Below are 25,697 nucleotides of genomic sequence, written 5' to 3'. Positions count from 1 at the left end.
GCGGGGCGGCGAGCCGCCGGACGCGGCGGAAGCGGTGCCGACCCCGGTCCGTGCCCCCGGCGCGGACGTACTCAGGCGGGAATCTGAGTACCGGGACGCATTCCCGCCGCCTGTGGCCGGAGCCACACTCCGGGGATGGACAACTCCCTGCCGCCCGCGGAAGAGCTGGTGCTCGTCGACCGCGAGCTGGCCCGACTCGACGCGCGCCGGTCCCGATTGCTGGCCCGCCGCGCCTGGCTGGTCCAGGTGCTGTACCCGCCGGTCGCGGCGGCCCCGCCCGGTTCCCGACCGCCGGTCGCGGACTCGTCGCCCCGCGGCGCGCAGAACGTGCTGCTGACGCTCGGCGGCACGCTGCTGACGATCGCGGCGGTCGCCTTCACCCTGGTGAGCTGGGGCTCGATGGGGATCGGCGCCCGCGCGACGGTGCTGGCCGTGGTGACCGGCGCGGCGCTCGCGGCGCCGGTGGCGCTGCTGCGCAAGGGCCTGGCGTCGACGGCCGAGTCGGTGGCGGCGCTGGGGCTCGCCCTGATGGTGCTCGACGCGTACGCGCTGCACCGGGTGGCGCTGCCGGAGACGGACGGCCTGGGGTACGCGGCGGTGGCGTCGGCGGTCCTCGCGGGCGCGTGGACGGCGTACGGCTCGGCCCTGTCCCGGCTGCGGATCCCGCTGTCGGTGGCCGTGGTCGCGGCGCAGCTGCCGCTGCCGCTGGGCGTGCTCGCGGCCGGCGGCGGGCCGACCGCCCTCGCGTGGGCGGCGTTCCTGACGGCGACGGCGGACACGGCGCTCGCGCTGTGGACCCGGCCGGCGTCGGTCCGGATCACGGCGGGCACGGCCGCGGCCGTCCTGGGCGGCTGGGCCCTGCTGACGGGCGGCCGGCTCTCCCTCGTCTCCCCGTGGAGCGGCGCACCGCTCCTCCTCACGGGCGCGGCGGTCGTCCTGTACGCGGCCCGGCGCGCCCCCGCCTTCGCGGCGGCGGCCTCGGCGGTCGCGGGCCTGGCGACCCTGGCGGCCTCGGGCGGCCTCCTGCGCGCGGCCCTCCCGGCGGACTGGACGGTGCCGGGGTACGTCCTCTGTGCCCTGGCCCTGGCCTCGGTGTGGCTCCTCGGCGGCGCGCCGGAGCCCGACGGCGGCCGACCGCACGCCGCGGGGTCCGGGCCGACGGCCCCGGCCGGAACGGAATCGGCCCCGGCGGCCGCCGGCCCGGAGTCCGGTCCGGCCGGCTTCGGTGGGCGCGTGCCGCACGGGATACGGCTCGGTCTGGCCGGTGCGGGTGCCGGTGTCGCGGCCCTCGGGGTCGTGTGGGCGCTGCCGCCGGTGGTGGCGGGGCTCCTCCGGCCGGTGGCCCGGACGACCGAGGTCTGGTCGGGCGAGCACACCGCGCGCGCCCTGGCCTCCTACCCGGCGACGGCCCTCCTCGTCCTCGCGGCGGCCGTCGCCGCTCTCGCGGCCCTCCCCCGCCTCTGGGCCCGGTGCGGGGCCCTCGCCCTCGCCTGGGCGCTGCTCACGGCCCTGCCGGTCTCCCTCGACCTGCCGTACGCGGCGGCGCTCGCCCTCCAGCTGCTGACGTCGGCGACGGCCCTGTGGATCGCGGTCCGCCCGGGCCCGCTGACGCGCGGCCTGCCCCCGGCCGCCGTTCCGGCCGGCCACCACGGCTCCCCGGAGACGGCCGCGCCCCGGGCCTCCGGGGCCGGGACCCCCTGGTCCGCCTGGGCGCCCTCCTCGCCCCGGAAGCCGGTCCCGGAGTCCGGGACCGTCCTCGGGTGGACCGCGTACGCCGGCGGGGTCGCCTCCGCCGTGGGCGCGGTGGCGCTCGCCCTGGACGTCCGGGGCGCCACTTTCGTCGCCCTCGGCGCGGTCCTCGCGCTCCTCACGGGGGTCGCGGTGTTCGGCGCGGACGCGCGCCGGGTGGTCTCCGCCTGCGGCGCGGTCCTCGCGGCGACGGGGCTCGTGTGCGCGGTGGCGGCCGCCGGCGGGTTCGAGGACCGCTGGACGGCGCTCGCGCTGCTGCTCGTCCCGGCGGCGACCGCCGCGCTCGGCTCCAGGGCGCCGCGCCCGGTGGCCCTGGCGGTCGAGGTCACGGGAGGGGCCGTGGGGCTGCTCGCCCTCGGGACCGCCGCGTCCCGGCCCGCGTTCCTCGCGCTGGCGCTGGCCCTCGGCGGGGTGATCGCGGCGGCCACGGCCGTCCGGCCCGAGCGGCGGCGGTTCGCCTCGTGGACGGCGGCGGTGCTGTTCCTGCTCGCCACGTGGGTGCGGCTGGCGGTCTGGGACGTGACGACCCCGGAGGCGTACACGCTGCCGGTGACGGCGCCCGCGCTGGTCGTCGGGTTCCTGCGGCGACGCCGGGACCCGGAGGCCTCCTCCTGGACGGCGTACGGCCCCGGTCTGGCGGTGACGCTGCTGCCGAGCCTGTCGGCGGCCTGGGTGGACCCGGAGTGGGCGCGCCCGCTGGCCCTGGGGGTCGCGGCGCTCGTGGTGACGCTCCTCGGCGCCCGCTTCCGGCTCCAGGCGCTCCTGGTGCTGGGCGGCGCGGTGCTCGCCCTGGACGGGCTGCACGAGCTGGCGCCGTACGTGGTGCAGGTGGTGGGCGCGCTGCCGCGCTGGCTGCCGCCGGCCCTGGCGGGGCTGCTGCTGCTCGCGGCGGGCGCCACGTACGAGCAGCGGCTGCGGGACGCCCGGAGGCTGCGGGAGCGGCTCGGGCGGATGCGGTGAGACGCCGAAGGCCCGGAGACGGTTTCCGTCTCCGGGCCTTCGGGCCGGGTGGTGGGCGATACTGGGATCGAACCAGTGACCCCTTCGGTGTGAACGAAGTGCTCTCCCGCTGAGCTAATCGCCCCGGCGCACCGCAAACATTACCGCATGTCAGCGGTGCTTCCGAACCGTCGGAAGGTCACTCGTCGATCTTCCACGGCATGACGAAGCCGAACTTCCAGAGGTAGACGCCCAGCAGGGCGGCGACGATCACCAGACCGATGGTGGTGAGGATGATGTTCCGGCGGCGGACCTGGGGGTCGAGGGCGCGCTGCGCGGCCTCCGTGACCTTGCGCTTGGTCCAGCGGAGCACCAGCTGGGCCCAGACGAACTCGGTCGCCCAGATCGCCATGCCGCCGAAGATGACCAGCCAGCCGGGCCCCGGGAGGGGCAGCATCACCACTCCGGCGCCGACCACGGCGAGTCCCACGACGAAGACCCCGACCTGCCAGCTCAGATGCAGGCCCCGCCGGGACTTGATGAACTCCGGTGCGCGGGATCCCAGTTCGGCTTCCTGGCCGTCTGCGGACTCCCCGGTGCGCTCGTCACTCTCCGCATTCATGCCCCCCAACCTACCGGACGGGGAGCTCCCACCGGAATGGCGGTATTACCGCAGGTCACACGCCCCCGTACGAGCTACCTGAACAACCACAAAAACGACAGAGGGGTTTACAACGCCACCGGAGGTGGCATGTCGATTTCGCCGACGTGCGAATCCCCGAGCGCACACTGAGCGAAAGGCCCTGGCGCTTATGAACACCACGGTCAGCTGCGAGCTGCACCTGCGCCTCGTTGTGTCGAGCGAGTCCTCACTGCCTGTACCCGCGGGCCTGCGGTATGACACGGCCGATCCGTATGCCGTGCACGCCACCTTCCACACCGGAGCCGAGGAGACGGTCGAGTGGGTCTTCGCCCGCGACCTTCTCGCCGAGGGGCTGCACCGGCCCACCGGCACGGGCGACGTCCGCGTCTGGCCGTCCCGCAGCCACGGTCAGGGAGTCGTCTGCATCGCGTTGAGCTCCCCCGAGGGAGAAGCCCTGCTCGAGGCCCCGGCGAGGGCCCTGGAGTCGTTCCTGAAGAGGACCGACGCCGCCGTGCCACCGGGCACCGAGCACCGGCACTTCGACCTCGACACGGAGCTCTCCCACATCCTGGCCGACAGCTGAGCCAGGCCGAAAGCCGCACGGCGCCGTCCGACTCGGGGAGACGGCGCCGCGCGGACAGTCACATAGGCACGAGATCCGGCGTCCACCACCGCGCAGCCGGCGCGGTGGTGGGCGCCGGTGTCGTCTTCCGGAGCGCGCTAAAGTCAGCGCCATTCCGCGGGCGCCCGCCCGCGGCCGGCCAGGGAGCGAATCGTGCTGATCCCCCACGACACCCGGATCGCCCTCGACACCGTCGTCGATCTGATGAACACCGCGCCCCGGGGCGACCGCGCCGACGAGCTCGCGGGCCTCCCGGAGCTCCACGACTTCCTGCGCGCGCACAAGGTCAGCGGCGTGGGCGAGCTCGGTGCCGACGACCTGCGCGCCGTGCGCGAGGTGCGCGAGAAGTTCGCGGCGGTCTTCTCCGCCCCCGAGGCCCGGATCGCGGCCCCCCTGATCAACCAGCTGGTGGCGGCTGCGGGCACCACTCCCCAGCTCACCGACCACGACGGCTACGACTGGCACGTGCACTACTTCGCGCCGGGCGCCTCGGTGGCGGACCACCTCGCGGCCGACTGCGGCATGGCCCTGGCGTTCATCGTCGTGGCGGGCGAGCAGGAGCGGCTGCGGCGCTGCGAGGCGCCGGACTGCGGCCGGGCCTTCGTGGACCTCTCGCGCAACCGCTCGCGCCGGTACTGCGACAGCCGCACCTGCGGCAACCGTCTGCACGTCGCCGCGTACCGGGCGCGCCGCAAGGAGGCCGCGGGCTGACCGCCCCCGCCCGGGGGGCGGAGCACGGATCAGAGCACGAAGAGGTCGTGCACCGCGGCCATCAGCAGCAGACAGCCGATCACCCCGAGGAAGATCATCAGCGGCGGCTGGGAGAGCGCGAACAGGCAGCCGCGCGGCTCTTCGGCGGGGGCGTCGGTGGCGGCGGGCACGGGCTCCCGCGAGGTATCCAGCATCTCGGGGGGATGATGACGCACCCCGCGTCCGGCGAATCCCGCAACACGCCCCGTCGCGGGGGCCGTTCACCCCTTCCCGTGGTTCGCGGAAAGGGGACGGACACCGGAACCGCCAGAAGTGATCAGATTCCGTGCTTCTTCAGAATCGCCTCGATGTCGCTGAAGTCCTCGCCGGTGGACCGGCCGGCCCGCGGCTCCGCCGCCACGGTGCGGGAGGGCGCCGCCGGGGCCACGGCTCTCGGCTCGGCTCCCCCGGCGGTCACCCCACGGCCGGCCCGGCGCCGCTCCACGGCCCGGGTGGACAGGAAGAGCAGCCAGGCGGCGCCGAGCACGCCGAATCCGGCCCAGGCCACCGGGCTGAAGGCCGTGTCGGCGATCCACTCGACCGCGCCCGTCATCACCAGACCGAGCGGCACCAGGGCGTAGGCCGCGATCCGGGCGGCGGACAGGAACCGCTTCCGGTACGCCGAAATCGCGGCGATGCCCAGGCCCGCCGCGGACACCGCGGAACAGATGGTCTCGGCGAGCATGCGGTCCTCCAGGTGCCGGGCGGTACGTCCCTTCCATCCTGCACCGCGGGGACGGCCCGGGGCCATGCCACGGGCCCGGTCTCAGGGAGATCTCCGGGTCGTCCCGGACGGGCCCTCCCCCTCGGGTCCCGGCCGGGACGGCCCGGATCCCGGTGAGCTCATGACCCCGGCGAGCCCCGGGGCCCCGGTGAGGGAGACTGCTGCCATGAACGACTCCACCACCGCACCCGCCTCCCCCGTCGTCCTGGAGGCGTGGTTCGACCTCCAGTGCCCCGACTGCTTCCGGGCGCTCGACGACGTCCGCGCGCTCCGCGAGAAGTACGGCGACCGGCTCGACGTACAGCTGCGCCACTTCCCGCTGGCCAAGCACAAGCACGCGTACGCCGCCGCCCAGGCCGCCGAGGAGGCCGTGGAGCAGGGCCGGGGCTGGCCGTACGCGGAGGCGCTGCTCGCCAGGACCGCCGAGCTCGGCGAGCGCGGCGAGCCGGTCCTCCTGGAGGTGGCGACCGGGCTCGGCCTGGACGCCGAGGAGTTCGACACCGCGCTGATCGACGGCCGGCACCTGCTGACCGTGGACGCCGACGAGGCGGAGGGCAAGGCGATCAAGGTCACCGGCACCCCGACCTACGTCATCGGCGGCGAGCGCCTGGACGGCGGCCGGAGCCAGGAGGGCCTGCGGGAGCGGATCGAGACGATCGCCGACCGCCTGCTGGGAGCCTGACCGTCCGCGCGGTCAGAGCAGGGACTTCGCGCTGTTGACGTACGTCGTGCGGTAGCCGAGCGACTCGTAGAGCCGGAGCGCCGGGGCGTTGCCCGCGAAGACGTGCAGTCCGATCAGGTCCTCGCCGGCCTCGCGCGCGACGCGCTCGGCGAGCAGCATGAGCGCCCGCCCGTATCCGCGTCCGCGCTGCTCCGCGTCGACCTCGATGTCGTACACGAAAGCCGCCCGCCGTCCCGGTTCGAGCTCGATCCGGCCGGTCCACAGGAAGCCGGCCGGCCGGCCGTCCCGGACGACCACGTGGATCGCGACGCCGGGAGAGGCGAGGCCCTCCGGGAGGTACCTGCGGTGGCTGTCCTCGGCCTTGGCGCGGGCCTGGTCCCCGGGGACGCCCCGGTCGATCCAGCTCCGCGCGAAGCCCTCCTTGGCCCGCGCCTCCCACTCCGCGTACTCGGCCTCGTCCATCGGCCGGACCTCGACGCCCTCCGGCAGGGCCGGCGGCTCGGCGGCCAGTTCCTTGACCATGTTCCGGCTGCGCTCCGCGTAGCCGAGCGAGCGGGCCATCCGCAGCGCGGCCTCCGCCTCCGCGGGCACCGAGACCTGCACCTCGCCGCAGCCCCAGGCGCGCAGCACCTCCTCCGAGGCGAGCGCCGCCACCGTGCCCCGGCCGCGGCCCCGGTCGGGCTCGTCGACCCGCAGGCGCTCGATCAGTCCGGAGGCGGCGCCGAAGGCCGGATCGGTGGCGAGGCGGACGGAGCCGACCCGCCGGCTGTTCACGCAGATGTCGAAGGTGCGGGAACGGCCGCCGTCGGCGGACTGCTGAAGCGGCTCGGTCGGCCGCAGGGTGGTGGTCATCACGGGTGTTCTACCCACCCCGCCGCCGTCCGTCATCCGGATTTACGTCGATGCGAGCCGCGGGTCGCGGTCCGCGGCCGCCCGCTCGTCGAAGACCCGCATCGCCTTGGCCGTGACGGGGCCGGGCGCGCCCGTGAGCTCGCGCCCGTCGACCCGGTGCACGGCCTGGACGTCGCGCAGGGTCGAGGTCAGGAAGATCTCGTCGGCGCTCTCCAGCACGTCCAGCGGCAGGTCGGTCTCCTCGGCGCCGGTCCACTCCACGGCGAGCGCGCGCGTGATGCCCGCGAGGCAGCCGGAGGAGACGGGCGGGGTGAGGACCTCGCCGTCGACGACCACGAAGACGTTGGAGCCGGTGCCCTCGCAGAGCCGGCCCACGGTGTTGGCGAAGAGCGCCTCGGAGGCCCCCTGCTCGCGCGCCCTGGCGAGGGCGACGACGTTCTCGGCGTACGAGGTGGTCTTGAGGCCGGTGAGGGCGCCGCGCTCGTTGCGCGTCCAGGGGACGGTGATCACGGCGGTGGAGTCGGGGCGGCGGCCGGTCTCGCCGAGGGCGACGACCAGGCTCGTCCCGGCGTCGCCGCGCTCCGAGCCGAGCGGGGAGAGCCCGCCGGTGTACGTGATGCGGAGCCGGCCGAGCTCCATCGGGTTGGCCTCCAGGACGGCCGCGCAGGCGCGACGGACCTCGTCGAGGTCGGGGTCGGGCAGGCCGAGGCCGCGGGCGGAGCGGGTGAGCCGCTCCAGGTGGAGCGTGAGAGCAAACGTTTCTCCACGCTCCGCCTTGACCGTCTCGAAGATGCCGTCGCCGACGGTCAGTCCGTGGTCCAGGACGGAGACCCGGGCGGTCTCCGCGTCGTGCAGCCCGCCGTTGACCCAGAGTTTCATCGAGAAGTGGCCTTTCCGCTCGCCTCACAGGCGCCTGACTCGTAGGCGCCCGACGCTATCGCGACGAGCCGGCCCGCCTTCAGCTCGGTCTCCTCCCACTCCCTCTCCGGGTCGGAGCCCCAGGTGATCCCGGCGCCCGTGCCGAAGCGGAGCACGCCCTCGGGGCGGTCGATCCAGAAGGTGCGTATGCCCACGGCCAGCTCGGCGGTGCCCGCGTCGGCGTCGACCCAGCCGATGCCCCCGCAGTACGGCCCCCGGGGCGCGGTCTCCAGCTCCTCGATGATCCGCAGCGCGCTGGACTTGGGCGCGCCGGTGACGGAGCCGGGCGGGAAGGTGGCGGCGAGCAGCTCGGGCCAGCCGGCGTCCTCGCGGAGCAGTCCGGTGACCGTGGACACCAGGTGGACGAGGCCGGGGTGCTCCTCGACGGCGCAGAGCTCGGGGACCGCGACGGTGCCGGTCTCGCTGACGCGGCCCAGGTCGTTGCGGACCAGGTCGACGATCATCACGTTCTCCGCGTGGTCCTTGGGCAGGAGGTCGGCGGCGGTGCGCCCGGTCCCCTTGATGGGACCCGAGGAGATCAGGGCGCCCCCCCTGCGCAGGTAGAGCTCGGGGGAGGCGGTGGCGATCTCCACGCCGTGGGCGGGCAGCCGGATCGTCCCGGCGTAGGGGGCGGGGTTGCCCCGGGCCAGGAGCGCGGTGAGGGCGTCGACGTCGGCGGTGGCCGGGTCCGGCAGCGGCGCGGTCAGCACCCGGCAGAGGTTCGCCTGGTAGACCTCGCCGCGCGCGATGTGCTCGCGCACCCGCCGTACGCCCGCCGTGTACGCGGCGCGGTCGAGCGAGGACGTCCAGTCACCGGCGGCGGGTCCGCGCCAGGCGCCCGGGGCGGGCGCGGGGACCGGGTCGGGCCGGACGTCTCCGAAGCGCGCGCAGGTGAGGCGCCCTTCGAAGTCCGCGCAGACGGCCCAGAAGCCCGCGGAGTCCAGCGCCCCGGGATCATGGGTGACGTCCCGGAGGTCGGTCGCGAGGAGGCCGCCGAAGCGGGCCAGGGGAGCGAGGTCGTGCACGCATCGAGTCTAGGTCCGGCGGGGCGGGGGCACGGGATCGTGGGCGCCGGGGCGCGAGGGGCGCACGGGGCGGGGCACGGGAGGGCGCCCGACGGAGGCTCCCTGCCACCCCGGGGACACGGCGGGTGAACGCCGCGCGAACCCTCCGGGAGGCCCGGCGGGGTACGGGGAAGGGCTCGCAGGTCAGCACGCTGCGGAAACGCGTTTTTGTACTGGCCCGGGAATCCGCTAGAGTTCAACACGTCGCCGGGACGCGCAAGCGGAACGGAAACGACAAGCGGACGTGGCTCAGTTGGTAGAGCATCACCTTGCCAAGGTGAGGGTCGCGAGTTCGAATCTCGTCGTCCGCTCGATGTGGGGGATCTTCCCGAACCCCCGTATTCACTCCTGGTGGAGTGGCCGAGAGGCGAGGCAACGGCCTGCAAAGCCGTCTACACGGGTTCAAATCCCGTCTCCACCTCCAAGGACGATTAGCTCAGCGGGAGAGCGCTTCCCTGACACGGAAGAGGTCACTGGTTCAATCCCAGTATCGTCCACTGGACCCCCGGGTCCTGGATCTTCGGATCCCCCGCGCGATTAGCTCAGCGGGAGAGCGCTTCCCTGACACGGAAGAGGTCACTGGTTCAATCCCAGTATCGCGCACCACAGTTCACGCGCCCTTCGGGTGCGCCCGCGCGATTAGCTCAGCGGGAGAGCGCTTCCCTGACACGGAAGAGGTCACTGGTTCAATCCCAGTATCGCGCACACAGCACAGGCACCCCTCGGGTGTACCCGCGCGATTAGCTCAGCGGGAGAGCGCTTCCCTGACACGGAAGAGGTCACTGGTTCAATCCCAGTATCGCGCACCGTCAAGAAGCCCCCGGCCGCAGCTCGCGGCCGGGGGCTTCTTCGCGTCCCGGTCAGGAGGAGAAGAGCATCCGCCCGAAGCCGCCCTTGCGGTAGTGACCGCCGTGGTGGCCGCCGTGGTGCGGGGCGCCCCAGGCGGGCGCGGCGGGGGCGGGCTGCGCCGGGTACGCCGGCGGGGCGGGCGGGGCCTGCTGGACCCACTGGGACTCCAGGCGGGTCAGGGCCTCCAGCTCGCCGTAGTCCAGGAAGATGCCGCGGCAACCGCTGCACTGCTCGATCTGGACACCGTTGCGGTTGTACGTGTGCATGGCCGCATGGCACTTGGGACACTGCATGCTCGGCTCAACTCCCTGACGTCGCCGTTCGAATGGTGGCTTCACCTTACGTGGACGCCGGAAGGGCCTACCCGGTTCGGTGTCCGGCGATGCGGGCACAGGTGTCGATCATCACTTCCTCGACCTCGTCGAGCGGCCGGCGCTCGTCCGTGGACTTGGCCAGGGCCAGCGCGGCGGTCTGGACCGTCAGCGCCCGGGCGGGCACGTCGAGTCGGTCCCAGGGCTCCCCGTCCACGGCGGGACCGCCCGCCTCCCGGTACGCGCCGAGGAACCGGGTCCAGACCTCGGACGGCAGGAGGCCGGCGGCGAACCAGGCGGCGGGCCGGGCCAGATCCCACGCGGGGTCGCCCAGACCGAGGTCGTCGATGTCGATGAGCCGCCAGGGCGCGTCGCCGCCGGTGTCCCCCCGGGCCTCGGGGCGGACGGCGCGGACCAGCTGGCCGAGGTGGAAGTCGCCGTGGCACAGGAGCCGGTGCGCCGTCGCGGGACCCTCGGGAACCGTCCGCCAGGCGTCCAGGACCGTGGCCGTCGCCGGGTGGTCCGGAGCCGTGCGGCGCATCCGCCCCACGGCGAGGGCCGCCTTCTCCGGGGCCCGCATGTCCGGGAGGCGGCCGGCGCAGCCGGGCGGGGGCGGGGTGCGGTGCAGCAGGGCGAGGAGCCGCGCCGCCTCCTCCCACGGTGCGGCGTCGGGGTTCTCCGGGTCGACGGGCGGGCCGTACGGCCAGACCGTGACCGGGCGGCCGTCCAGCGCGTCGGGCTCCGGCGGGAGGGGCGGCAGGAAGACGCCGTCGACGTCCTGGTGCGCGGCCAGCGCGAGCCGTGCGCGATGGGCCTCGGGGTCGGTGCCGGGCGCGTGCGCCTTGGCGACGAGGTCCCCGTGCCGCACGACGGTCCCGTCGTCCCGGTCGGCCAGCACCCCGACGAGGGCGCCCGCGCAGCGGCAGGGCCCGCCGGACGGGTGGGCGGCGGCGTGCGCGAGGGCGGCGAGGCGGTGGAGCGGGGCTCGGCCCTCGGGCGCGGGGGGCGGAGCGGACGTCGGGGGTATCGGGGGTGCTGGGGCCACTCCGGGAGCGTACGGGGTGGCCGCTCGCCCGGCTGCCGCCCGGTGGACGGCCGGCTCTTCCGGGAAAGTCGGCTGCCGCCCGCTGGGCGGCCGGCCTTCCGGGAAAGCGCGAGGGCCGGTCAGCTCCCCAGCTGACCGGCCCCACGCTGCCGTCCGCCGCACCCCCGTCCCCACGGGGTTGATGGCCGGATGTCCCGACCCGGGCCGCTCTCCCGGGTCCGGGGCGCCGCTCAGCGCCCCAGCATCACGCCCACGGACGACGCCTGTGTGACCACCGCTTCCCAGCCGCCGAAGACGACCACGAGCAGGGCCGCGAGAGGGAGGACCATGGCGGTGGCCACCAGGGGGTGACGGCGGCCGGAGGGCCGGGTGGTCCGCGGTGCCGTGTACGCCATGGTTCCTCTCCTGTCGTGTCGGGCGCGGCGGGTGCGTGACCTCGGGGGACGAGTGCTGCACCCGCCGCATGACCTCAACACTAGGGAGCGGGAGGCGCCGGGACGTCATGCCCGCGTACCGACTTCCGGGCCTCCCGGAGGATGACGCCCGCCCGTGCGACGTACTCCCCTGGGTGGAGACGGCGGTCCGGAAGCCGGGGTCTTCCCGGAGGGGGCGGTGGGCGAGTGACATCGCTCACTTCCCCGGGCGCCGGGTGCGCGGCCGGGCGGGCGGGCCCGGTCCGGCGGCCCCGGGAGGCGCCCTCCGGGGTGTCCGGCCGCACCCGCACCCGCACCTCAAGTGGGTTCCCCGGCAGGGGGGTTGGGACCTCCCCCGGTTGCCTCCGGTCTCCCGGTCTCCCCCTCAGCACTGACAATCGATCCCGGTGCGAGGGCGCGGCCTATGAGCGCGTACGGGCGCCACTACGTAAGCTGTGCCACGTCGAACGGACGAGGGGACGGACATGGCGATGATGCGGCTCCGGCGCGAGGATCCGCGGATCGTCGGGTCGTTCCGGCTCCACCGCAGGCTGGGGGCCGGCGGGATGGGCGTCGTGTACCTGGGGTCCGACCGGCGCGGCCAGCGGGTGGCGCTGAAGGTGATCCGGCCCGACCTGGCCGAGGACCAGGAGTTCCGCTCGCGGTTCGCCCGTGAGGTGTCGGCGGCCCGGCGGATCCGCGGCGGCTGCACGGCCCGGCTCGTCGCCGCCGACCTGGAGGCCGACCGCCCCTGGTTCGCCACCCAGTACGTGCCCGGCCCCTCGCTGCACGACCGGGTCGCCGAGGAGGGTCCGCTGCGGGCCGCCGACGTGGCCTCGATCGGGGCGGCGCTCTCGGAGGGCCTCGTCGCCGTGCACGAGGCCGGGGTCGTCCACCGTGACCTGAAGCCCTCGAACATCCTGCTCTCCCCCAAGGGCCCCCGCATCATCGACTTCGGCATCGCCTGGGCCACCGGGGCCAGCACCCTGACCCACGTGGGCACGGCCGTCGGCTCACCCGGTTTCCTCGCCCCCGAGCAGGTGCGCGGCGCGGCCGTCACCCCGGCCACCGACGTCTTCTCGCTCGGCGCCACCCTGGCGTACGCGGCGATGGCCGACTCCCCCTTCGGGCACGGCAGTTCCGAGGTCATGCTCTACCGCGTGGTGCACGAGGAGCCCCAGCTGCACGGGGTGCCGGACGCGCTGGCACCGCTCGTCAGGGCCTGTCTCGCGAAGGACCCGGAGGACCGTCCCAGCACCCTCCAGCTGTCGATGCGGCTCAAGGAGATCGCGGCGCGCGAGGCCCAGGGGCTGCCGGCCTCCCGGCCGCCGGCGCAGCGGGAGCGCGTCGAGGAGCGGAGCGCCGTCCGGCCCACCGAGCGGTACACCGACCGGGACGTGCCCGGACGCGGCCCGGAGCGTGAGCGGGGCGCCGAGCGCGGTACGGAACGGGGACGGGCGGCCGGTCCCTCGTCCCGGCCTTCTGCGGGGCCCCGGACCGGTGGCTCGCGGGGACCGCAGTCCCGTCCCGGGACCCGGCCCGGCGCCCGCTCCACCTCGACGGGGCGCCGGCCCGCCAATCCCCGGCTGCTGCGGCAGCGGCTCTTCGTCTTCGTGGTCGTGACGCTCGTCGTGGCCCTCGGGATCGCCGCCGCGCAGGCCCTGCAGGGGTAGGACCGCCGGGTCTCAGGACTCCGGGCGGCCCGTCGCCACCGCGTAGAACGCGACGGCGGCCGCCGCGCCCACGTTGAGCGAGTCGACGCCGTGGGCCATCGGGATGCGGACCCACTCGTCGGCGGCGCGCAGGGCCTGCGTGGACAGGCCGTCGCCCTCCGCCCCGAGCATCAGCGCCACCCGGTCCAGGCGGTGCGGGGCGGCCTCGTCGATCGAGGTCGCCTTCTCCGCCGGGGTGAGGGCGAGGAGCCTGAAGCCCGCCTCCCGTACGGCCTCCAGACCCCGGGGCCAGGTGTCCAGGCGGGCGTACGGGACCGAGAAGACCGCGCCCATGGAGACCTTCACCGAGCGGCGGTACAGCGGGTCCGCGCAGTCCGGGGACAGCAGGACCGCGTCCATGCCGAGGGCGGCGGCGCTGCGGAAGATGGCGCCGATGTTGGTGTGGTCGTTGACCGACTCCATGATCACCACCCGGCGGGCGCCGGCGAGCAGTTCGGCGGCCTCCGGGAGCGGCTTGCGCTGCATCGAGGCCAGTGCGCCCCGGTGCACGTGGTAGCCGGTGACGCGCTCGGCGAGGTCCGGCTGGATCGCGTACACCGGCGCCGGGACCTCGTCGATGACGTCCCGCATGACGTCCACCCACTTGGCGGAGAGCAGCATCGACCGCATCTCGTACCCGGCCTGCCTGGCGCGGCGGATGACCTTCTCGCCCTCCGCGATGAACAGGCCCTCGGCCGGCTCGCGCCTGCGGCGGAGCTCGACGTCGGTCAGGCCGGTGTAGTCGCGCAGGCGCGGGTCGTCGGGGTCGTCGATCGTGATGAGTTCGGCCACGAGGTGATACTGCCTTGTCCGGGGTGTGGTGCCAATGTGCGCGGCGGGGGCGGGCCGTCGTCCGGTCGCTCCCGGTCGCGCGCTTGTCGTCGTGCGGAGGGGTGGGGCTACTTCGTCAGTCTGTCGGGCCCTTCGGTGACCACCTCGCCGATGACGATGACCGCCGGCGGGCGGACCTCCTCGGCCCTGACCGTCTCCGCGACGGTCGCCAGCGTCGCGTCCACCCGGCGCTGGGTCGCCGTCGTGCCCTCCTGGACCAGGGCCAGGGGGGTGTCAGGGGACTTGCCGTGGGCGATCAGCGTCTCGGCGATCCTGCCGATCTTGTCGACGCCCATGAGGATGACCAGCGTGCCCGTGAGCTTCGCCAGGGACGCCCAGTCCACCAGCGAGCGCGGGTCGTCGGGGGCCACGTGGCCGCTGACCACCGTGAACTCGTGGGCCACCCCGCGGTGCGTCACCGGGATGCCGGCCGCTCCGGGGACCGAGATCGAGCTGGAGATGCCCGGGACCACCGTGCAGGCGATGCCCTCGGCGAGCAGCGCCTGGGCCTCCTCCATGCCCCGGCCGAAGACGAACGGGTCCCCGCCCTTGAGGCGGACCACGGACTTGCCCTGCTTGGCGTGCTCGACGAGCGCGTTGTTGATGGCCTCCTGGGCCATGAAGCGGCCGTACGGGATCTTCGCCGCGTCGATCACCTCGACGTGCGGCGGCAGCTCGTCCAGGAGGTCGCGGGGGCCGAGCCGGTCCGCGATGACCACGTCCGCCTCCGCGAGCAGCCGGCGGCCCCGGACGGTGATGAGGTCCGGGTCGCCGGGGCCACCGCCCACCAGGGCGACGAAGGGGGTGCGGGAGCGGTGCGCGGGAGCGGCGATCGAGCCGTCGCGGAGGCCCTCGACGATCGCGTCGCGCACGGCGGCGGAGCGGCGGGGGTCGTGGCCGGTGAGCACCGCCACCGTGACGCCCGCGTCCCTGCCGGTCGCCGGGGTCCAGGCCGTGGCCGCCTCGGCGTCGTCCGCGCGCACGCACCAGGTCCTGGTCCGCTCGGCCTCGGCGGACGCGGCGGCGTTCGCGACCGGGTCCGTGGTCGCCACCAGGGCGTACCAGGCGTCGGCCAGGTCCCCGTCCTCGTACCGGCGCCTGACCCAGGTGATCTCGCCCGTCTCCGCCATCACGTCCACGGACGGGGTCGCCGACGGGGAGATCAGGGTGATGTCCGCACCCGTGGCGATGAGGGCCGGGAGCCGGCGCTGGGCCACCTGGCCGCCGCCGAGGACGACGACGCGGCGGCCTGCGAGGCGCAGTCCGACGGGGTAGGCGGGGTGCTCGGCGTTCTTCTCGGCCATGGGTGAGCGGCTCCTCGGAGAGCGGGGCGGTGCGGGCGAGGGTGCCGCTGCGGCGGTGGAGCGGCTCGTGCACGATCACGATAGCCGTGACCTGGGGTTTGCAGGGTGTGACGGTCGTCCCCCCGCCGGTGGGCGGGGGGCGTGTGACGCGCCGCGGCCCTACTTCTCGGTGACTCCCGCCGAGTCGAACGTGGCCACCTCGTGCATCGCCCGGGCCGCGCTCTGGACCAGGGGCAGGGCCAGCAGTGCGCCCGTGCCTTCGCCGAGGCGGAGGTCCAGGTCGACCAGCGGGCGCAGGCCCAGCTTGTTGAGGGCCGCCACGTGGCCCGGCTCGGCGCTGCGGTGGCCCGCGATGCACGCCGCGAGCGACTCGGGGGCGATGGCGCGGGCGACGAGGGCCGCCGCGCCCGTGGAGACGCCGTCCAGGATGACCGGGGTACGGAGCGAGGCCGCGCCCAGGACGAGGCCCACCAGGGCCGCGTGCTCCAGGCCGCCGACCGCCGACAGGACGCCGATCGGGTCCGCCGGGTCCGGCTTGTGCAGGTCGAGGGCGCGCCGGACCACGTCCACCTTGCGGGCGTGCGTCTCGTCGTTGATGCCGGTGCCCCGGCCCGTGACCTCGGCGGCGTCCGCGCCGGTGTAGACCGAGATCAGCGCGGCGGACGCGGTGGTGTTCGCGATGCCCATCTCGCCGGTGAGGAGTGCCTTGTTGCCCGCCGCCACCAGGTCGCGGGCCGTTTCGATGCCCACCTCGATCGCGGCCAGCACCTCTTCGCGGGTCATCGCGAGGCCCGTGGTGAAGTCGCCCGTGCCCGGGCGGACCTTGCGGGGCAGGAGGCCCGGGGTGGCGGGGAGTTCCGACGCCACGCCCACGTCGATGACGCAGACCTCGGCGCCCACCTGGTTCGCGAAGGCGTTGCAGACCGCTCCCCCGCCGAGGAAGTTGGCCACCATCTGGCCGGTGACCTCCTGCGGCCACGGGGTGACGCCCTGGGCGTGGACACCGTGGTCGCCGGCGAAGATCGCCACGGCGGCCGGCTCCGGGACCGGGGGCGGGCAGACGCGGGAGAGACCCGAGAGCTGCGCGGAGATGATCTCCAGCATGCCCAGCGCCCCGGCGGGCTTGGTCATGCGCTTCTGCCGCTCCCACGCCTCGCCGAGCGCCTTGGCGTCCAGCGGGCGGATGTTCGCGACGGTCTCCTGGAGCAGGTCGTGCGGCTCCTCGCCGGGCAGCGCGCGGCGGCCGTACGTCTCCTCGTGGACGACCCAGGCCAGCGGGCGGCGCTTGGACCAGCCCGCCTGCATCAGCTCGGGCTCCTCGGGGAACTCGTCGACGTATCCCACGCAGAGGTACGCGACCACTTCGAGGTGCTCGGGAAGGCCGAGCGCACGGACCATCTCGCGCTCGTCGAAGAAGCTGACCCAGCCGACGCCGAGGCCCTCGGCGCGGGCCGCGAGCCAGAGGTTCTCGACGGCGAGCGCCGAGGAGTACGGGGCCATCTGCGGCTGCGTGTAGCGGCCCAGCGTGTGGCGGCCGCCCCGGGTGGGGTCGGCGGTCACGACGATGTTCACCGGGGTGTCGAGGATGGCCTCGATCTTCAGTTCCTTGAACTGCTTCGCCCGGGCCTTCGGCAGCGACTTGGCGTAGGCCTTGCGCTGACGCAGGGCCAGCTCGTGCATCGTCTGCCGGGTCTCGGCGGAGCGGATGACGACGAAGTCCCAGGGCTGCGAGTGGCCGACGCTGGGGGCCGTGTGCGCGGCCTCCAGGACGCGGAGCAGCACCTCGTGCGGGATCGGGTCGGAGCGGAAGCCGTTGCGGATGTCGCGGCGTTCGCGCATCACGCGGAGGACGGCCTCGCGCTCGGCGTCGTCGTAGCCCGGGGCCGGGGTGTCGGGGCGCGTCTCCGTCTGCTCCTCCGGCTGCTCCCCGGCCGGGGAGCCGGGCGTCGGGGCCACGGGCGTCGGCGGGACGGGGCGGGACTCCGGCCGGTCGTCGGCCGGGGCCTCCGCCACGGCCTCCTGCGCCGGTGCGGCCTCGGCGGCCGGCTCCTCGGCGGTCGGCTCCTCCGCGGCCACGGGGGTCTCCTCGACCACGGCCTCCGCCGGTGCCTCCACCGGCTCCTCCGCCGGGATCTCGGCGGGCACTTCGGCCGGGGCCTCCGCCACGGCCTCGACGACGGGGTGGTCGACGGCCTCGACGACGGGCTGCTCGACGACCTGCTCGACCGCGGGTTCCACGAGGACCTCCGCGACCGGCTCCACGGCCTCGGGCGCGAGCTCGGCCGGGACCTCGACGGGAACGGGCTCGGCCTGGACCTCGGCGGGCGCGGCTTCGGGGGCCTGGACCTCGGCGGGCGCGGCTTCGGGAGCCCGGGGCTCGACCGGCTGGGTCGGGGCGGGCTCCTCCACGGGCTCCACGGCCTCGGGCGCGGGCTCGGCCGGGACCTCGGCGACGGGCTCGGCCACCTGCGCCGGTTCGGCGACGGCCTCGGCCGCCTGCGGCTCGGGGACCTGCGCCGGTTCGGCGACCGGCTCGCCCTCGCGGGGCGCGGGCACGGTCGCCGGGGCGTACACGACCTCCGCCACGGGCTCCACGGCGGGCTCGGCGGGTTCTGCGGGCTCGACCGCGTCGGCCGGGGCCTCCGCCGCGGCCTCCACGGGCGTCTCCGCCACGGGCTCGGCCGGCTGCGGCAGCTCCTCGGCCGGGGCGGTCTCGGCGGCCGGGACCGGGGCCAGGTGCGGGGTCGTCGGGACGGAGCCCTCGACCTGGACGAACTGGGCCGTCGGCGGGACGACCGTTTCTGCGGGTGCCTGCGGTGCGGCCGGCTCCTGCTGCGGCTGCGCGACCCACGGCTCGGCGCCCTGCGGGGCGAGCTGCTGGTCCTGCGCGATCTCGAAGTACTCGGGGCCGGTGGTCGGCGGGCCCGGGTTCCGCACCGGCATCGGGGCGGGGGCCGTGGCCACGACCGGCTCGGGGGCCGGCACGGGCTGCGGGGCCGGAGCGGGCGCGGTGGCCGGGCCGCGGTCGGCGAGGGAGAGCACGACGCCGCCGCCGGCGTCGGGCACCGGCGGGCCCATGTGCAGCGGGCGGCGGGCCGGCGGCGGGGTCGGGGCCGTGGCCTGCTGGGGCATGCGGACGCCGCCGAGGTCGACGGAGCCGGAGTCGCGGCCGGCCGCCTCGTGGGCGCCGGTGTCGAGGATGCCGGGCTCGTAGCCGTGCCCGGTGGCCACGGGGACGCCGTGCGCCGGGGTGCCGAGCGGCACGCCCTGCGGCGGGGTGTGGCCCTGCGGGGCGGTCAGCACGTCGGCGAGCGCGACCCCGTCGGGGAGCGGGCCCGTGAGCGGGTCCGGCAGCGGGTCGGTGAGCGGGTCGCCCGTCGGGGCCTGCGCCTCCGGGGCGGTCGGGTGCGGCACGCCCTGGTCGGGGACGACGGGCGGGGCCGGCACGGCGACCGGCGGCGCGGGCGCGACGCCCGGCGGGTGCTCGCTCCAGGCGCCCTGGGCGCCCGGCATCAGGAGCAGGTCGTCGTCCTCGGTGGTGTGGCCGGAGGGGTCCAGGAAGGTGTAGGCGTCCGGGGCGGGGATGCCCGGCTGCTCGACCGTGCCTGCGTTCTCCGGCAGCCCCTCGCCCGGGACCTGGCCGGTGTCCGTCATGCGTACCCCTCGCCCATCGCTTGTGCTCCTTCAGACCTGCGCCCGTCGACAAGAACGAGCGCGCGCGCCGCGCGGCACGAAACACGCGCGGACACCCACACATTGTCGCGGCCTTCGGCCATCGTGGCAGGGAGATCTGCCACGGTGCGCTGTGGACTGCGCCACGTCGCGCGGTCCCCCCTTGTCGACTACCACATCAGTGACACAAAAGGGCCACCCATTCGGGACATTGGCGAACAGACTGCCGAACGTTCCGGTGCGGTACAACAATCGGCCAGCCTACCCTGCCCCGGCGGAGCGGGCCGGTCGCGGGTGGGGCCCCGGCGGGGCCCGGGAAGCCGCGAGCCCGGCCCGACCGGCGGGTCCTAGGAGTTCGCCCTGCGTCCGGACAGCAGGAAGACGACCGAGCGCTCGCGTTCCGACCAGTCGTCCGGGTCGAGTCCGACGGTCTGGAGGAGGACGGTCTCGACGACGTAGCCGCCGTCGGCGAGGGCGGTGCCGATCGCCTCCGCCTCGTCCCGGGTGGAGGCGTGGACCACGATGCGCTCCGGGCGCCGGTCGGTGCAGGCGGTGACGACGGGGACGCCACCGGCCGCGATCCGTACGACGTCGGGTTCGGGCAGGCTCTCCAGGACGTGCGGGGCGCGGCCGGGGACGGTCTGGAGGAGGACCCCGTGGCGGCGGGCGGCCCGTTCGGCGCGGGCGCAGGCGGCCGGGTCGAGGTCCACGGCGATGACGGCGGCGCCGAAGCGGGCGGCCTCGACGGAGAAGGCGCCGCCCGCGCAGCCGATGTCCCAGACGAGGTCGCCGGTGCGGGGCCCGAGGCGGGCCAGTTGGGCGGCTCGGAGGGCGGGGTCCGCGCCCGCGCCGGTGTGGACCGGTCCGGTTCCGGGGCCCTCGCCCTCGGAGTCGTACTCCTCGGTGGGCAGTCCCCAGCCGCGGACCGTGCGCGCGGCCGGGTCCCGGCCCATCAGCCAGGGGGCGGCGGGGGTGCCGCCGGGCGCGCCGCCGATGACGAGGACGACGTTCGGGTCGCGCCAGGTGTGGTCGGCGGCCTTGTCGGAGGTGAGGACGGAGACCTGTTCGCGGTCGGTGCCGAGCTCCTCGCAGACGACGAAGGTGCGGTGGACGCCGTCGAGGAGGAGGGCGAGTTCGGCCGGTCCCGCGCCGGGCGAGGTGAGGACGGCGACCTTGGGGTGGGCGCGGCAGACGTTGACGGCGCGGCGCAGGGTGCGCTGGTGGGCGGCGACGATCCGGGCGTCCTCCCACGGCATGCCGGCGCGCGCGAAGGCGGTGGCGACCGACGAGACGGCGGGGACGACTTCGACCTCCAGGCCGTGCTGGGGGGCGCGCAGGGTGCGGACGACGCCGAAGAAGCCGGGGTCGCCGTCGGCGAGGACGACGGCGGTGCCGCGGTGGCCGGCGATGCGGCGGGCGGCGAGGTCGACGCTGCCGAGGCGGATGCGCTCGGCGTCCGGCGGCACCTCGGGCAGCGTCAGGTGGTGGCCGGCGCCGGCCACGAGGGTGGCGGCGGAGAGCGCGGACCGGGCCGCCGCGGTGAGGGGCGAGCCGTCCCAGCCGATCACCGTGACACGGTCGGCCATCGTCCTCTGTCTCCCTGGTGTCGTCGCAGGTCGGGGGCGTGCCGAGCCTACCCCGGGATCGTCCCGGGAGCTCAGCTCCAGTCGGTGTAGGAGGAGTAGCCGGCCTCGGCCATCTGGTCGGCGACGCCGTCGAGGTCCTCGGGGAGGAGGCCCCAGACGATGAAGTCGGTGCGCAGTTCGGTCCAGCTGCCGTCCTCGGTGCGGGTGCGGGCTATGCAGGCGTTGCGCAGGACGCCTTCGCTGATGCAGCCGATCTTCTGGGCGACCTGCTGGGAGGCGGTGTTGTCGGCGGCGGTGCGCAGTTCGAGGCGCTCGAACCGCTGGTCCCCGAAGAGCCACTGGGCGGTGGCGAGCGCGGCTTCGGAGGCGTAGCCCTCGCCGCGGGCCCAGGGGGCGACGATGTAGGACATCTCGGTGGAGCGGACCCGCCAGTCGGTCTTGCTCAACTGGACGACGCCGACGAGGCGCTGGGTCAGGAACTCGGTGACGGCGAGGTCGAGGCCCCGGCCGGCGGTGCGTTCGGCGGGGGCGTACTCGGTGATCCAGTGGCGTGCGGCGGTCTCGGTGAAGGGCTGGGGCACGGCCGTCCAGGCGGCCACCATCTCGTCGTTCATCATCTCGGCGAGGGCCGGGGCGTCCGTCTCCTCGAGCGCGCGCAGCACCAGCCGGTCCGTGTTGATGGAGATGTCCGGGAAGGTGGTAGTCATGCTCAGCTCCATGCCGTGGACCGTCCGAATCGACCGTGAACGCACAGCATGCAGCATGCGACCGCCGGTGCGCATGGCCGGGTCGGGTGTGCCGGGGGTGTGAGGGGGGCGGGCGCGGCGAAGGCCCCGCGCACCGGACGGGGTGCGGGGGCCTTCTGCCCGAGGACTGTACGGGGGAGCCGGTCTGACGGCCCCTCGGACGGGGATCTCGTCCGGTGGGCCTTACTGGGCGGTGCCGAAGGCGGGGACGACCGAGCCCTTGTAGGTGTCCTCGATGTACTTCTTCACCTCGGGCGAGTCGAGGAGTTCGGCGAGCTTCTGCACGCGGGCGTCCTTCTCGTTGCCCGCCTTGACGGCGAGGAAGTTGGCGTACGGGTTGCCCTCCGCCTTCTCCAGGACGAGGGCGTCCTTCGCCGGGGAGAGCTCGGCCTCGATGGCGTAGTTGCCGTTGACGACGGCGGCGTCCACGTCGTTCAGGGCGCGGGGCACGGTGGCGGCCTCCAGCTCCTTGAACTCCAGGCCCTTCTTGTCGGTGATGTCGGAGAGCTTGGCGTCGGTGCCGACACCGGACTTGAGGGTGATGAGGCCGTTGTCGGCGAGGAGGTGGAGCGCGCGGCCCTCGTTGGTGGTGTCGTTGGGGACGGCGACGGTCTGGCCGGCCTTGATGTCCTTCACCGACGTGACCTTCTTGGAGTAGAGGCCGAGCGGCTCCAGGTGGACGTTCACCACCGGGACGATGTGGGTGTTGTTCTTCTTGTTGAAGTCGTCGAGGTACGGCTTGTGCTGGAAGAAGTTGGCGTCGACCTGGCCGGTCTCGGTGGCGGTGTTCGGCAGGACGTAGTCCGTGAACTCCTTCACCTCCAGCTTCAGACCGGCCTTCTCGGCCAGGTTGTCCTTGACGAAGTTCAGGATGTCGGCGTGCGGCGTCGGGGACGCGGCGACGACGAGGGGCTTGTCGGCGGCGCCGGCCGAGTCCTTGGCGGAGGACGGGTCCGAAGAGGTGCCGCAGGCGGTGAGGCCGAGGGCGAGGGCGGCGGTGGCGGCGACGCCGGCGGTGAGCTTGATGTTCTTGCGCACGAAGAGTGCCTCTTTCCGGTGGAGCGGTGGACGCCTGGACAACAAGTCCGGGCTGTTCTTCGAAAATCGAAGTCTGGGGTGGCCGGGGGGCGTTACGCGGTACGGCCCCGGCGGGCGAGGAGTCGGACGACCCCGTCGCCGATGAGCTGGACGACGGTCACGACGAGGACCAGGACGACGACGGTGACCAGCATGAACGTGGTGTCGAAGCGCTGGTACCCGTAGGTGACGGCCTTGGAGCCGAGGCCCTCGCCGCCGACCGCGCCGGCCATCGCGGAGTAGCCGATGAGCACGATCACGGTGGTGGTGACGGCGGAGACCAGCGAGGGCAGGGCCTGCGGGAGCAGCACCTTGCGGACGATGGTGGGGATGCCGCCGCCCATGGCCTGGACGGCCTCGACGAGTCCGTGGTCGACCTCGCGGATCGCCGTCTCGACGAGGCGCGCGAAGAAGGGGATGGCGCCGATGGCGAGCGGCACGATCATCGCGGTCGGGCCGATGAAGGTGCCGACGACGAAGGTCGTGAAGGGGATCAGGGCGATCAGCAGGATGATGAACGGCAGCGAACGCCCGACGTTCACGATCGCACCGACGACCTTGTTCACCGGCCGGTTCTGCAGCAGTCCGCCCTTGTCCGTGAGGACGAGGAGGATGCCGAGCGGCAGGCCGCCGACGATGGTGACGACGGTGGCCCACAGGACCATGTAGAGCGTGTCGACGGTGCCCTGCTCCAGGAGGGGCTGCATCTCCGACCAGGTCACTTGGCACCTTCCTTCACCAGCACGGGCGCGGCGGCCGGCTGTGCGTCGTCTTCCACGCGTTCGACCTGGAGGCCCTGCTCCCGCAGGAAGCCGACCGGGACGACGTTCTCCTCGTACCGTCCGGAGAGCTCGATCCGCATCCGGCCGATCTGCTTCCCGCCGACGGTGTCCATCGCCGCCCCGAGGATCGAGATGTCGATGTTGTACGTGCGGGAGAGCTGCGAGATGACCGGCTGGGTCGCGGCCTCGCCGTGGAACGTGACGTCGACGACGGTGCGGTCGGGGCCCGTGGGGGCGCCGCTGACCGGGAACAGTTCGGCCGCCAGCTGGGAGCCGGGGGTGGCGAGCAGTTCGCCGACGGTGCCGGACTCGACGACGCGGCCCTTCTGCATGAGCGCGGCGGAGTCGCAGATCGTCTTGACGACGTCCATCTCGTGCGTGATGAGCAGGACGGTGAGGCCGAGCTGACGGTTGAGGTCGCGCAGGAGCTGGAGGATGGAGCGGGTGGTCTCCGGGTCGAGGGCGCTGGTGGCCTCGTCGGAGAGCAAGACCTTGGGGTTGCCGGCGAGGGCGCGGGCGATGCCGACGCGCTGCTTCTGGCCGCCGGAGAGCTGGCCGGGGTAGGCCTTGGCCTTGTCGGCGAGGCCGACCAGGTCGAGGAGTTCCAGGGCCCGGCGGGAGCGCTCGGCGCCGGGGACGCCGAGGATCTCCAGGGGGAGCTCGATGTTGTCCTTGACCGTGCGGGAGGACAGCAGGTTGAAGTGCTGGAAGACCATGCCGATGCTGCTGCGCGCCCGGCGCAGGTCCTTGCCCGCGCGGCGGCCCCTCCCGGCCAGTGCGGTGAGGTCGACGCCGTCGACGGTCACGGTGCCGGAGGTGGGGCGCTCCAGGAGGTTGACGCAGCGGATGAGCGAGGACTTGCCGGCGCCGCTCTGGCCGATGACGCCGAACACCTCGCCCTCGCGGACGTGGAGGTCGACGCCGTCCAGAGCGGTGACCTGCCGGCCGCGCGACTCGTAGACCTTGGTCAGGCCCGAAGTGGTGATCACAGGGGTTTCCGTCACTGTCGAGTGCGCGACGCGGGGTCCGTCGCGCACGGGGCATTCGTCTTCGGACAGTCAGGCGCACGGGGGGCTGTTCCGGCCGGCTGGTGGCCGGTGGGCAGCGGTGCGCGGGGCGGGCACGGCCCGGCGCCGGGTGGCGGGCGGATCGGCTCGGCCGTCGGGGTCTCGCTTCGGGGCGCGAGGCTCAGGCGGGGGCCCTCAGATGGCGCACATTCGACACGTACAACGAGCACCGGGCGTCGTGTTCGCCTCGGTCGCAAGGGTGCGGCTGCTCGTCGTGGTCATGGCTGCAAGTAAAACATGCGCAGCTGCGAAGGGAAGCGCCCTGTCCGAATAGCGGACGTCGCTGAGACGCCAGGCGGACACGCGCGGGACGGCTCGCGGCGCCCCTTCCCGGGCGCGGCGGGGCGCGCGCCGCCTCCGCTCCGGTCGTGACGGGGACCGCCGGGGGACGCGGGATGTGGCCAAGGCCACGTGGCGGACGGGGCCGCGAGGGAGCGGGGGGCGAGCGCATCGGGGCGTTCGGGCCGTAATACCCTCGGGCGCATGCTTGACGCCCTGACGGTCGCGGTCTCCGTGGCCGCGCTCGCCCTCGCCGCCTGGTGCGGCTTCGCCGCCTTCCGGGATCAGCCGACCAAGGACTGGCACTTCATCGGCATGGCCGTGGTGACCTTCCTCGTCCTGGTCCAGCTGATCGTCGGCATCGTGCAGCTGGCGCGCGGCGAGAAGGCCGAGGAGGGCGCGACGATCTTCGTCGCCTATCTGCTCGGCGCGCTGTGCGCGGTACCCATCGCCGGTTTCATGTCGCTCGCGGAGCGCAGCCGGTGGGGTTCGGCGACGGTGGCGGCCGGCGCGGTCGTCCTGGCCGTGCTCGAAGTGCGTCTCTACGACATCTGGACGGTGGGCTGACCATGACCGAGACGCAGGAGAAGGCGGCGGGCGCGAAGACCCGTCTCGTCACCGGCCCGGGCATGCTGCTCGTCTGGCTGTACGGCGTGATGTCGGTCGGCGCGGTCTCCCGCTCGATCTACCAGATCGCCACCGAGTTCGACCGCGCGCCGCTGGCGTACGGCCTGTCGGCGGTGGCGGCGGTCGTCTACGTCTTCATCACGTACACGCTGGTGCGCGGCGGGGAGAAGGCCCGCAGGGCGGCGCTGGTGTGCTGCGCCGCCGAGCTCGCGGGCGTGCTGGTCGTGGGGACCTGGACGCTGGTGGAGCCGTCCGCCTTCCCGGACGCCACGGTCTGGTCGGACTTCGGCTACGGCTACGTCTTCATCCCGGTGCTGCTGCCGCTGACCGGCATCTGGTGGCTGCGGAGGTCGAAGGCCGCCTAGGCCGTTTCCTTCGGATCATCTCGCCGACCAGATGAAGATGGCGGCGATGTGGAGTCCGGCGAGGTAGATGGTGGCGGTCTTGTCGTAG

At 74.4% G+C, this 25,697-nt stretch carries 24 protein-coding genes and 7 tRNA genes; 13 read left to right on the top strand and 18 right to left on the bottom strand.

Annotated features, from left to right (window positions below):
• The first annotated feature begins 135 nt into the window (after window positions 1-135).
• Complete coding sequence (locus ACZ66Z_RS35265; protein ID WP_469939954.1) at window positions 136-2,709, top strand: SCO7613 C-terminal domain-containing membrane protein; 2,574 nt, start codon at window positions 136-138, stop codon at window positions 2,707-2,709.
• A 49-nt stretch (window positions 2,710-2,758) separates the two neighbouring features.
• On the opposite strand, the gene ACZ66Z_RS35260 is transcribed toward ACZ66Z_RS35265, so the two are convergent.
• A tRNA-Val gene (locus ACZ66Z_RS35260) sits at window positions 2,759-2,833 on the bottom strand.
• A gap of 54 nt (window positions 2,834-2,887) precedes the next feature.
• Complete coding sequence (locus ACZ66Z_RS35255) at window positions 2,888-3,310, bottom strand: TIGR02611 family protein (RefSeq protein ID WP_469939952.1); 423 nt, start codon at window positions 3,308-3,310, stop codon at window positions 2,888-2,890.
• Between the two features lie 190 nt (window positions 3,311-3,500).
• Here ACZ66Z_RS35255 and ACZ66Z_RS35250 point away from each other — a divergent pair, with 190 nt between their 5' ends.
• On the top strand, window positions 3,501-3,914 hold the full coding sequence (locus tag ACZ66Z_RS35250; protein WP_015032345.1) for an SsgA family sporulation/cell division regulator: 414 nt from the start codon (window positions 3,501-3,503) through the stop codon (window positions 3,912-3,914).
• 192 nt (window positions 3,915-4,106) lie between these two features.
• Entirely contained in the window at window positions 4,107-4,664 is a 558-nt protein-coding gene (locus ACZ66Z_RS35245) for a CGNR zinc finger domain-containing protein (RefSeq protein WP_469939950.1), read from the top strand.
• A 29-nt stretch (window positions 4,665-4,693) separates the two neighbouring features.
• Here ACZ66Z_RS35245 and ACZ66Z_RS35240 read toward each other — a convergent pair whose 3' ends face one another.
• The gene (locus ACZ66Z_RS35240) at window positions 4,694-4,858 is read right to left on the bottom strand and encodes a hypothetical protein (protein ID WP_177181792.1); all 165 of its coding nucleotides are present in this window, start codon (window positions 4,856-4,858) and stop codon (window positions 4,694-4,696) included.
• A gap of 122 nt (window positions 4,859-4,980) precedes the next feature.
• Complete coding sequence (locus ACZ66Z_RS35235; RefSeq protein WP_469939948.1) at window positions 4,981-5,388, bottom strand: hypothetical protein; 408 nt, start codon at window positions 5,386-5,388, stop codon at window positions 4,981-4,983.
• A 205-nt stretch (window positions 5,389-5,593) separates the two neighbouring features.
• On the opposite strand from ACZ66Z_RS35235, the gene ACZ66Z_RS35230 reads away from it, so the two are divergent.
• Window positions 5,594-6,109: a DsbA family protein gene (locus ACZ66Z_RS35230; RefSeq protein WP_469939947.1), complete on the top strand. Its 516-nt coding sequence runs from the start codon at window positions 5,594-5,596 to the stop codon at window positions 6,107-6,109.
• Between the two features lie 12 nt (window positions 6,110-6,121).
• On the opposite strand, the gene ACZ66Z_RS35225 is transcribed toward ACZ66Z_RS35230, so the two are convergent.
• From ACZ66Z_RS35225 to ACZ66Z_RS35215, 3 genes are read right to left on the bottom strand one after another with little or no spacing between them, the layout of a single operon-like run.
• Window positions 6,122-6,961 (bottom strand): GNAT family N-acetyltransferase, encoded by an 840-nt coding sequence (locus tag ACZ66Z_RS35225; protein WP_469939945.1) that lies wholly within the window; start codon window positions 6,959-6,961, stop codon window positions 6,122-6,124.
• Window positions 6,962-7,003: 42 nt separating this feature from the next.
• Window positions 7,004-7,840: an aminotransferase class IV gene (locus ACZ66Z_RS35220; RefSeq protein ID WP_469939944.1), complete on the bottom strand. Its 837-nt coding sequence runs from the start codon at window positions 7,838-7,840 to the stop codon at window positions 7,004-7,006.
• Window positions 7,837-8,904, bottom strand: coding sequence for a chorismate-binding protein (locus ACZ66Z_RS35215; RefSeq protein WP_469939942.1), 1,068 nt, complete (start codon window positions 8,902-8,904; stop codon window positions 7,837-7,839). The genes ACZ66Z_RS35220 and ACZ66Z_RS35215 overlap by 4 nt, the downstream gene beginning before the upstream one ends.
• A gap of 277 nt (window positions 8,905-9,181) precedes the next feature.
• On the opposite strand from ACZ66Z_RS35215, the gene ACZ66Z_RS35210 reads away from it, so the two are divergent.
• The 6 genes from ACZ66Z_RS35210 (at window position 9,182) to ACZ66Z_RS35185 (ending at window position 9,749) form a co-directional block, all read left to right on the top strand.
• Window positions 9,182-9,254, top strand: a tRNA-Gly gene (locus ACZ66Z_RS35210).
• 39 nt (window positions 9,255-9,293) lie between these two features.
• Window positions 9,294-9,367, top strand: a tRNA-Cys gene (locus tag ACZ66Z_RS35205).
• A gap of 1 nt (window position 9,368) precedes the next feature.
• A tRNA-Val gene (locus tag ACZ66Z_RS35200) sits at window positions 9,369-9,440 on the top strand.
• A gap of 34 nt (window positions 9,441-9,474) precedes the next feature.
• A tRNA-Val gene (locus ACZ66Z_RS35195) sits at window positions 9,475-9,549 on the top strand.
• Window positions 9,550-9,576: 27 nt separating this feature from the next.
• Window positions 9,577-9,648: transfer RNA gene (locus ACZ66Z_RS35190), tRNA-Val, on the top strand.
• Window positions 9,649-9,677: 29 nt separating this feature from the next.
• A tRNA-Val gene (locus ACZ66Z_RS35185) sits at window positions 9,678-9,749 on the top strand.
• A gap of 54 nt (window positions 9,750-9,803) precedes the next feature.
• Here ACZ66Z_RS35185 and ACZ66Z_RS35180 read toward each other — a convergent pair.
• The 3 genes from ACZ66Z_RS35180 to ACZ66Z_RS35170 all read right to left on the bottom strand — a co-directional run bounded on the left by ACZ66Z_RS35180 (window position 9,804) and on the right by ACZ66Z_RS35170 (window position 11,543).
• Window positions 9,804-10,085: a TFIIB-type zinc ribbon-containing protein gene (locus ACZ66Z_RS35180; RefSeq protein WP_030691993.1), complete on the bottom strand. Its 282-nt coding sequence runs from the start codon at window positions 10,083-10,085 to the stop codon at window positions 9,804-9,806.
• 67 nt (window positions 10,086-10,152) lie between these two features.
• Window positions 10,153-11,130 carry a phosphotransferase family protein gene (locus tag ACZ66Z_RS35175; protein ID WP_469939980.1) on the bottom strand — a complete coding sequence of 326 codons (978 nt, stop codon included), beginning with the start codon at window positions 11,128-11,130 and terminating at the stop codon, window positions 10,153-10,155.
• A gap of 248 nt (window positions 11,131-11,378) precedes the next feature.
• Window positions 11,379-11,543: a hypothetical protein gene (locus tag ACZ66Z_RS35170; protein WP_030691991.1), complete on the bottom strand. Its 165-nt coding sequence runs from the start codon at window positions 11,541-11,543 to the stop codon at window positions 11,379-11,381.
• Between the two features lie 503 nt (window positions 11,544-12,046).
• Between ACZ66Z_RS35170 and ACZ66Z_RS35165 the strand changes: the two genes are divergently transcribed.
• Window positions 12,047-13,234 carry a serine/threonine-protein kinase gene (locus ACZ66Z_RS35165; protein WP_469939940.1) on the top strand — a complete coding sequence of 396 codons (1,188 nt, stop codon included), beginning with the start codon at window positions 12,047-12,049 and terminating at the stop codon, window positions 13,232-13,234.
• A 12-nt stretch (window positions 13,235-13,246) separates the two neighbouring features.
• Here the strand turns inward: ACZ66Z_RS35165 and ACZ66Z_RS35160 are convergent, their stop codons facing one another.
• From ACZ66Z_RS35160 to ACZ66Z_RS35125, 8 genes are all read right to left on the bottom strand, one after another.
• Complete coding sequence (locus ACZ66Z_RS35160; RefSeq protein WP_469939939.1) at window positions 13,247-14,065, bottom strand: TrmH family RNA methyltransferase; 819 nt, start codon at window positions 14,063-14,065, stop codon at window positions 13,247-13,249.
• Window positions 14,066-14,172: 107 nt separating this feature from the next.
• A complete protein-coding gene (cobA, locus tag ACZ66Z_RS35155; protein ID WP_469939937.1) occupies window positions 14,173-15,408 on the bottom strand; it encodes a uroporphyrinogen-III C-methyltransferase in 1,236 nt (411 codons plus the stop codon).
• A 159-nt stretch (window positions 15,409-15,567) separates the two neighbouring features.
• Entirely contained in the window at window positions 15,568-19,062 is a 3,495-nt protein-coding gene (gene cobT / locus ACZ66Z_RS35150) for a nicotinate-nucleotide--dimethylbenzimidazole phosphoribosyltransferase (RefSeq protein ID WP_469939936.1), read from the bottom strand.
• 365 nt (window positions 19,063-19,427) lie between these two features.
• Entirely contained in the window at window positions 19,428-20,666 is a 1,239-nt protein-coding gene (gene cbiE, locus ACZ66Z_RS35145) for a precorrin-6y C5,15-methyltransferase (decarboxylating) subunit CbiE (protein ID WP_469939935.1), read from the bottom strand.
• 71 nt (window positions 20,667-20,737) lie between these two features.
• Window positions 20,738-21,373 carry a GNAT family N-acetyltransferase gene (locus ACZ66Z_RS35140; protein WP_469939933.1) on the bottom strand — a complete coding sequence of 212 codons (636 nt, stop codon included), beginning with the start codon at window positions 21,371-21,373 and terminating at the stop codon, window positions 20,738-20,740.
• Window positions 21,374-21,595: 222 nt separating this feature from the next.
• Complete coding sequence (locus tag ACZ66Z_RS35135) at window positions 21,596-22,450, bottom strand: MetQ/NlpA family ABC transporter substrate-binding protein (protein WP_469939931.1); 855 nt, start codon at window positions 22,448-22,450, stop codon at window positions 21,596-21,598.
• Between the two features lie 92 nt (window positions 22,451-22,542).
• Window positions 22,543-23,211, bottom strand: a complete 669-nt coding sequence (locus ACZ66Z_RS35130) for a methionine ABC transporter permease (RefSeq protein ID WP_469939930.1) — start codon at window positions 23,209-23,211, stop codon at window positions 22,543-22,545.
• Window positions 23,208-24,260, bottom strand: coding sequence for a methionine ABC transporter ATP-binding protein (locus ACZ66Z_RS35125; protein ID WP_469939928.1), 1,053 nt, complete (start codon window positions 24,258-24,260; stop codon window positions 23,208-23,210). Before ACZ66Z_RS35125 ends, ACZ66Z_RS35130 begins: the two co-directional genes overlap by 4 nt.
• Before the next feature lie 561 nt (window positions 24,261-24,821).
• Between ACZ66Z_RS35125 and ACZ66Z_RS35120 the strand changes: the two genes are divergently transcribed.
• Window positions 24,822-25,184, top strand: a complete 363-nt coding sequence (locus ACZ66Z_RS35120) for a hypothetical protein (protein WP_469939926.1) — start codon at window positions 24,822-24,824, stop codon at window positions 25,182-25,184.
• Window positions 25,185-25,186: 2 nt separating this feature from the next.
• Window positions 25,187-25,609, top strand: coding sequence for a hypothetical protein (locus ACZ66Z_RS35115; RefSeq protein ID WP_469939925.1), 423 nt, complete (start codon window positions 25,187-25,189; stop codon window positions 25,607-25,609).
• The last annotated feature ends 88 nt before the right edge of the window (window positions 25,610-25,697 follow it).

The sequence above is a fragment of the Streptomyces sp. NPDC107498 genome, from assembly GCF_055582805.1.
Note: the sequence above shows the minus strand (reverse complement) of the source record. Positions and strands in the feature narration are given on the sequence as shown.

What these genes read in the sequence shown, in the direction of transcription:
- ACZ66Z_RS35120 (WP_469939926.1), top strand. Translation starts at nt 24,822, where the DNA reads ATGCTTGACGCCCTGACGGTCGCGGTCTCCGTGGCCGCGCTCGCCCTC.
- cobA (WP_469939937.1), bottom strand. Translation starts at nt 15,408, where the DNA reads ATGGCCGAGAAGAACGCCGAGCACCCCGCCTACCCCGTCGGACTGCGC.
- ACZ66Z_RS35255 (WP_469939952.1), bottom strand. Translation starts at nt 3,310, where the DNA reads ATGAATGCGGAGAGTGACGAGCGCACCGGGGAGTCCGCAGACGGCCAG.
- ACZ66Z_RS35140 (WP_469939933.1), bottom strand. Translation starts at nt 21,373, where the DNA reads ATGACTACCACCTTCCCGGACATCTCCATCAACACGGACCGGCTGGTG.
- ACZ66Z_RS35240 (WP_177181792.1), bottom strand. Translation starts at nt 4,858, where the DNA reads ATGCTGGATACCTCGCGGGAGCCCGTGCCCGCCGCCACCGACGCCCCC.
- ACZ66Z_RS35225 (WP_469939945.1), bottom strand. Translation starts at nt 6,961, where the DNA reads ATGACCACCACCCTGCGGCCGACCGAGCCGCTTCAGCAGTCCGCCGAC.
- cobT (WP_469939936.1), bottom strand. Translation starts at nt 19,062, where the DNA reads ATGACGGACACCGGCCAGGTCCCGGGCGAGGGGCTGCCGGAGAACGCA.
- ACZ66Z_RS35115 (WP_469939925.1), top strand. Translation starts at nt 25,187, where the DNA reads ATGACCGAGACGCAGGAGAAGGCGGCGGGCGCGAAGACCCGTCTCGTC.
- ACZ66Z_RS35235 (WP_469939948.1), bottom strand. Translation starts at nt 5,388, where the DNA reads ATGCTCGCCGAGACCATCTGTTCCGCGGTGTCCGCGGCGGGCCTGGGC.
- ACZ66Z_RS35230 (WP_469939947.1), top strand. Translation starts at nt 5,594, where the DNA reads ATGAACGACTCCACCACCGCACCCGCCTCCCCCGTCGTCCTGGAGGCG.
- ACZ66Z_RS35265 (WP_469939954.1), top strand. Translation starts at nt 136, where the DNA reads ATGGACAACTCCCTGCCGCCCGCGGAAGAGCTGGTGCTCGTCGACCGC.
- cbiE (WP_469939935.1), bottom strand. Translation starts at nt 20,666, where the DNA reads ATGGCCGACCGTGTCACGGTGATCGGCTGGGACGGCTCGCCCCTCACC.
- ACZ66Z_RS35220 (WP_469939944.1), bottom strand. Translation starts at nt 7,840, where the DNA reads ATGAAACTCTGGGTCAACGGCGGGCTGCACGACGCGGAGACCGCCCGG.
- ACZ66Z_RS35170 (WP_030691991.1), bottom strand. Translation starts at nt 11,543, where the DNA reads ATGGCGTACACGGCACCGCGGACCACCCGGCCCTCCGGCCGCCGTCAC.
- ACZ66Z_RS35165 (WP_469939940.1), top strand. Translation starts at nt 12,047, where the DNA reads ATGGCGATGATGCGGCTCCGGCGCGAGGATCCGCGGATCGTCGGGTCG.
- ACZ66Z_RS35180 (WP_030691993.1), bottom strand. Translation starts at nt 10,085, where the DNA reads ATGCAGTGTCCCAAGTGCCATGCGGCCATGCACACGTACAACCGCAAC.
- ACZ66Z_RS35250 (WP_015032345.1), top strand. Translation starts at nt 3,501, where the DNA reads ATGAACACCACGGTCAGCTGCGAGCTGCACCTGCGCCTCGTTGTGTCG.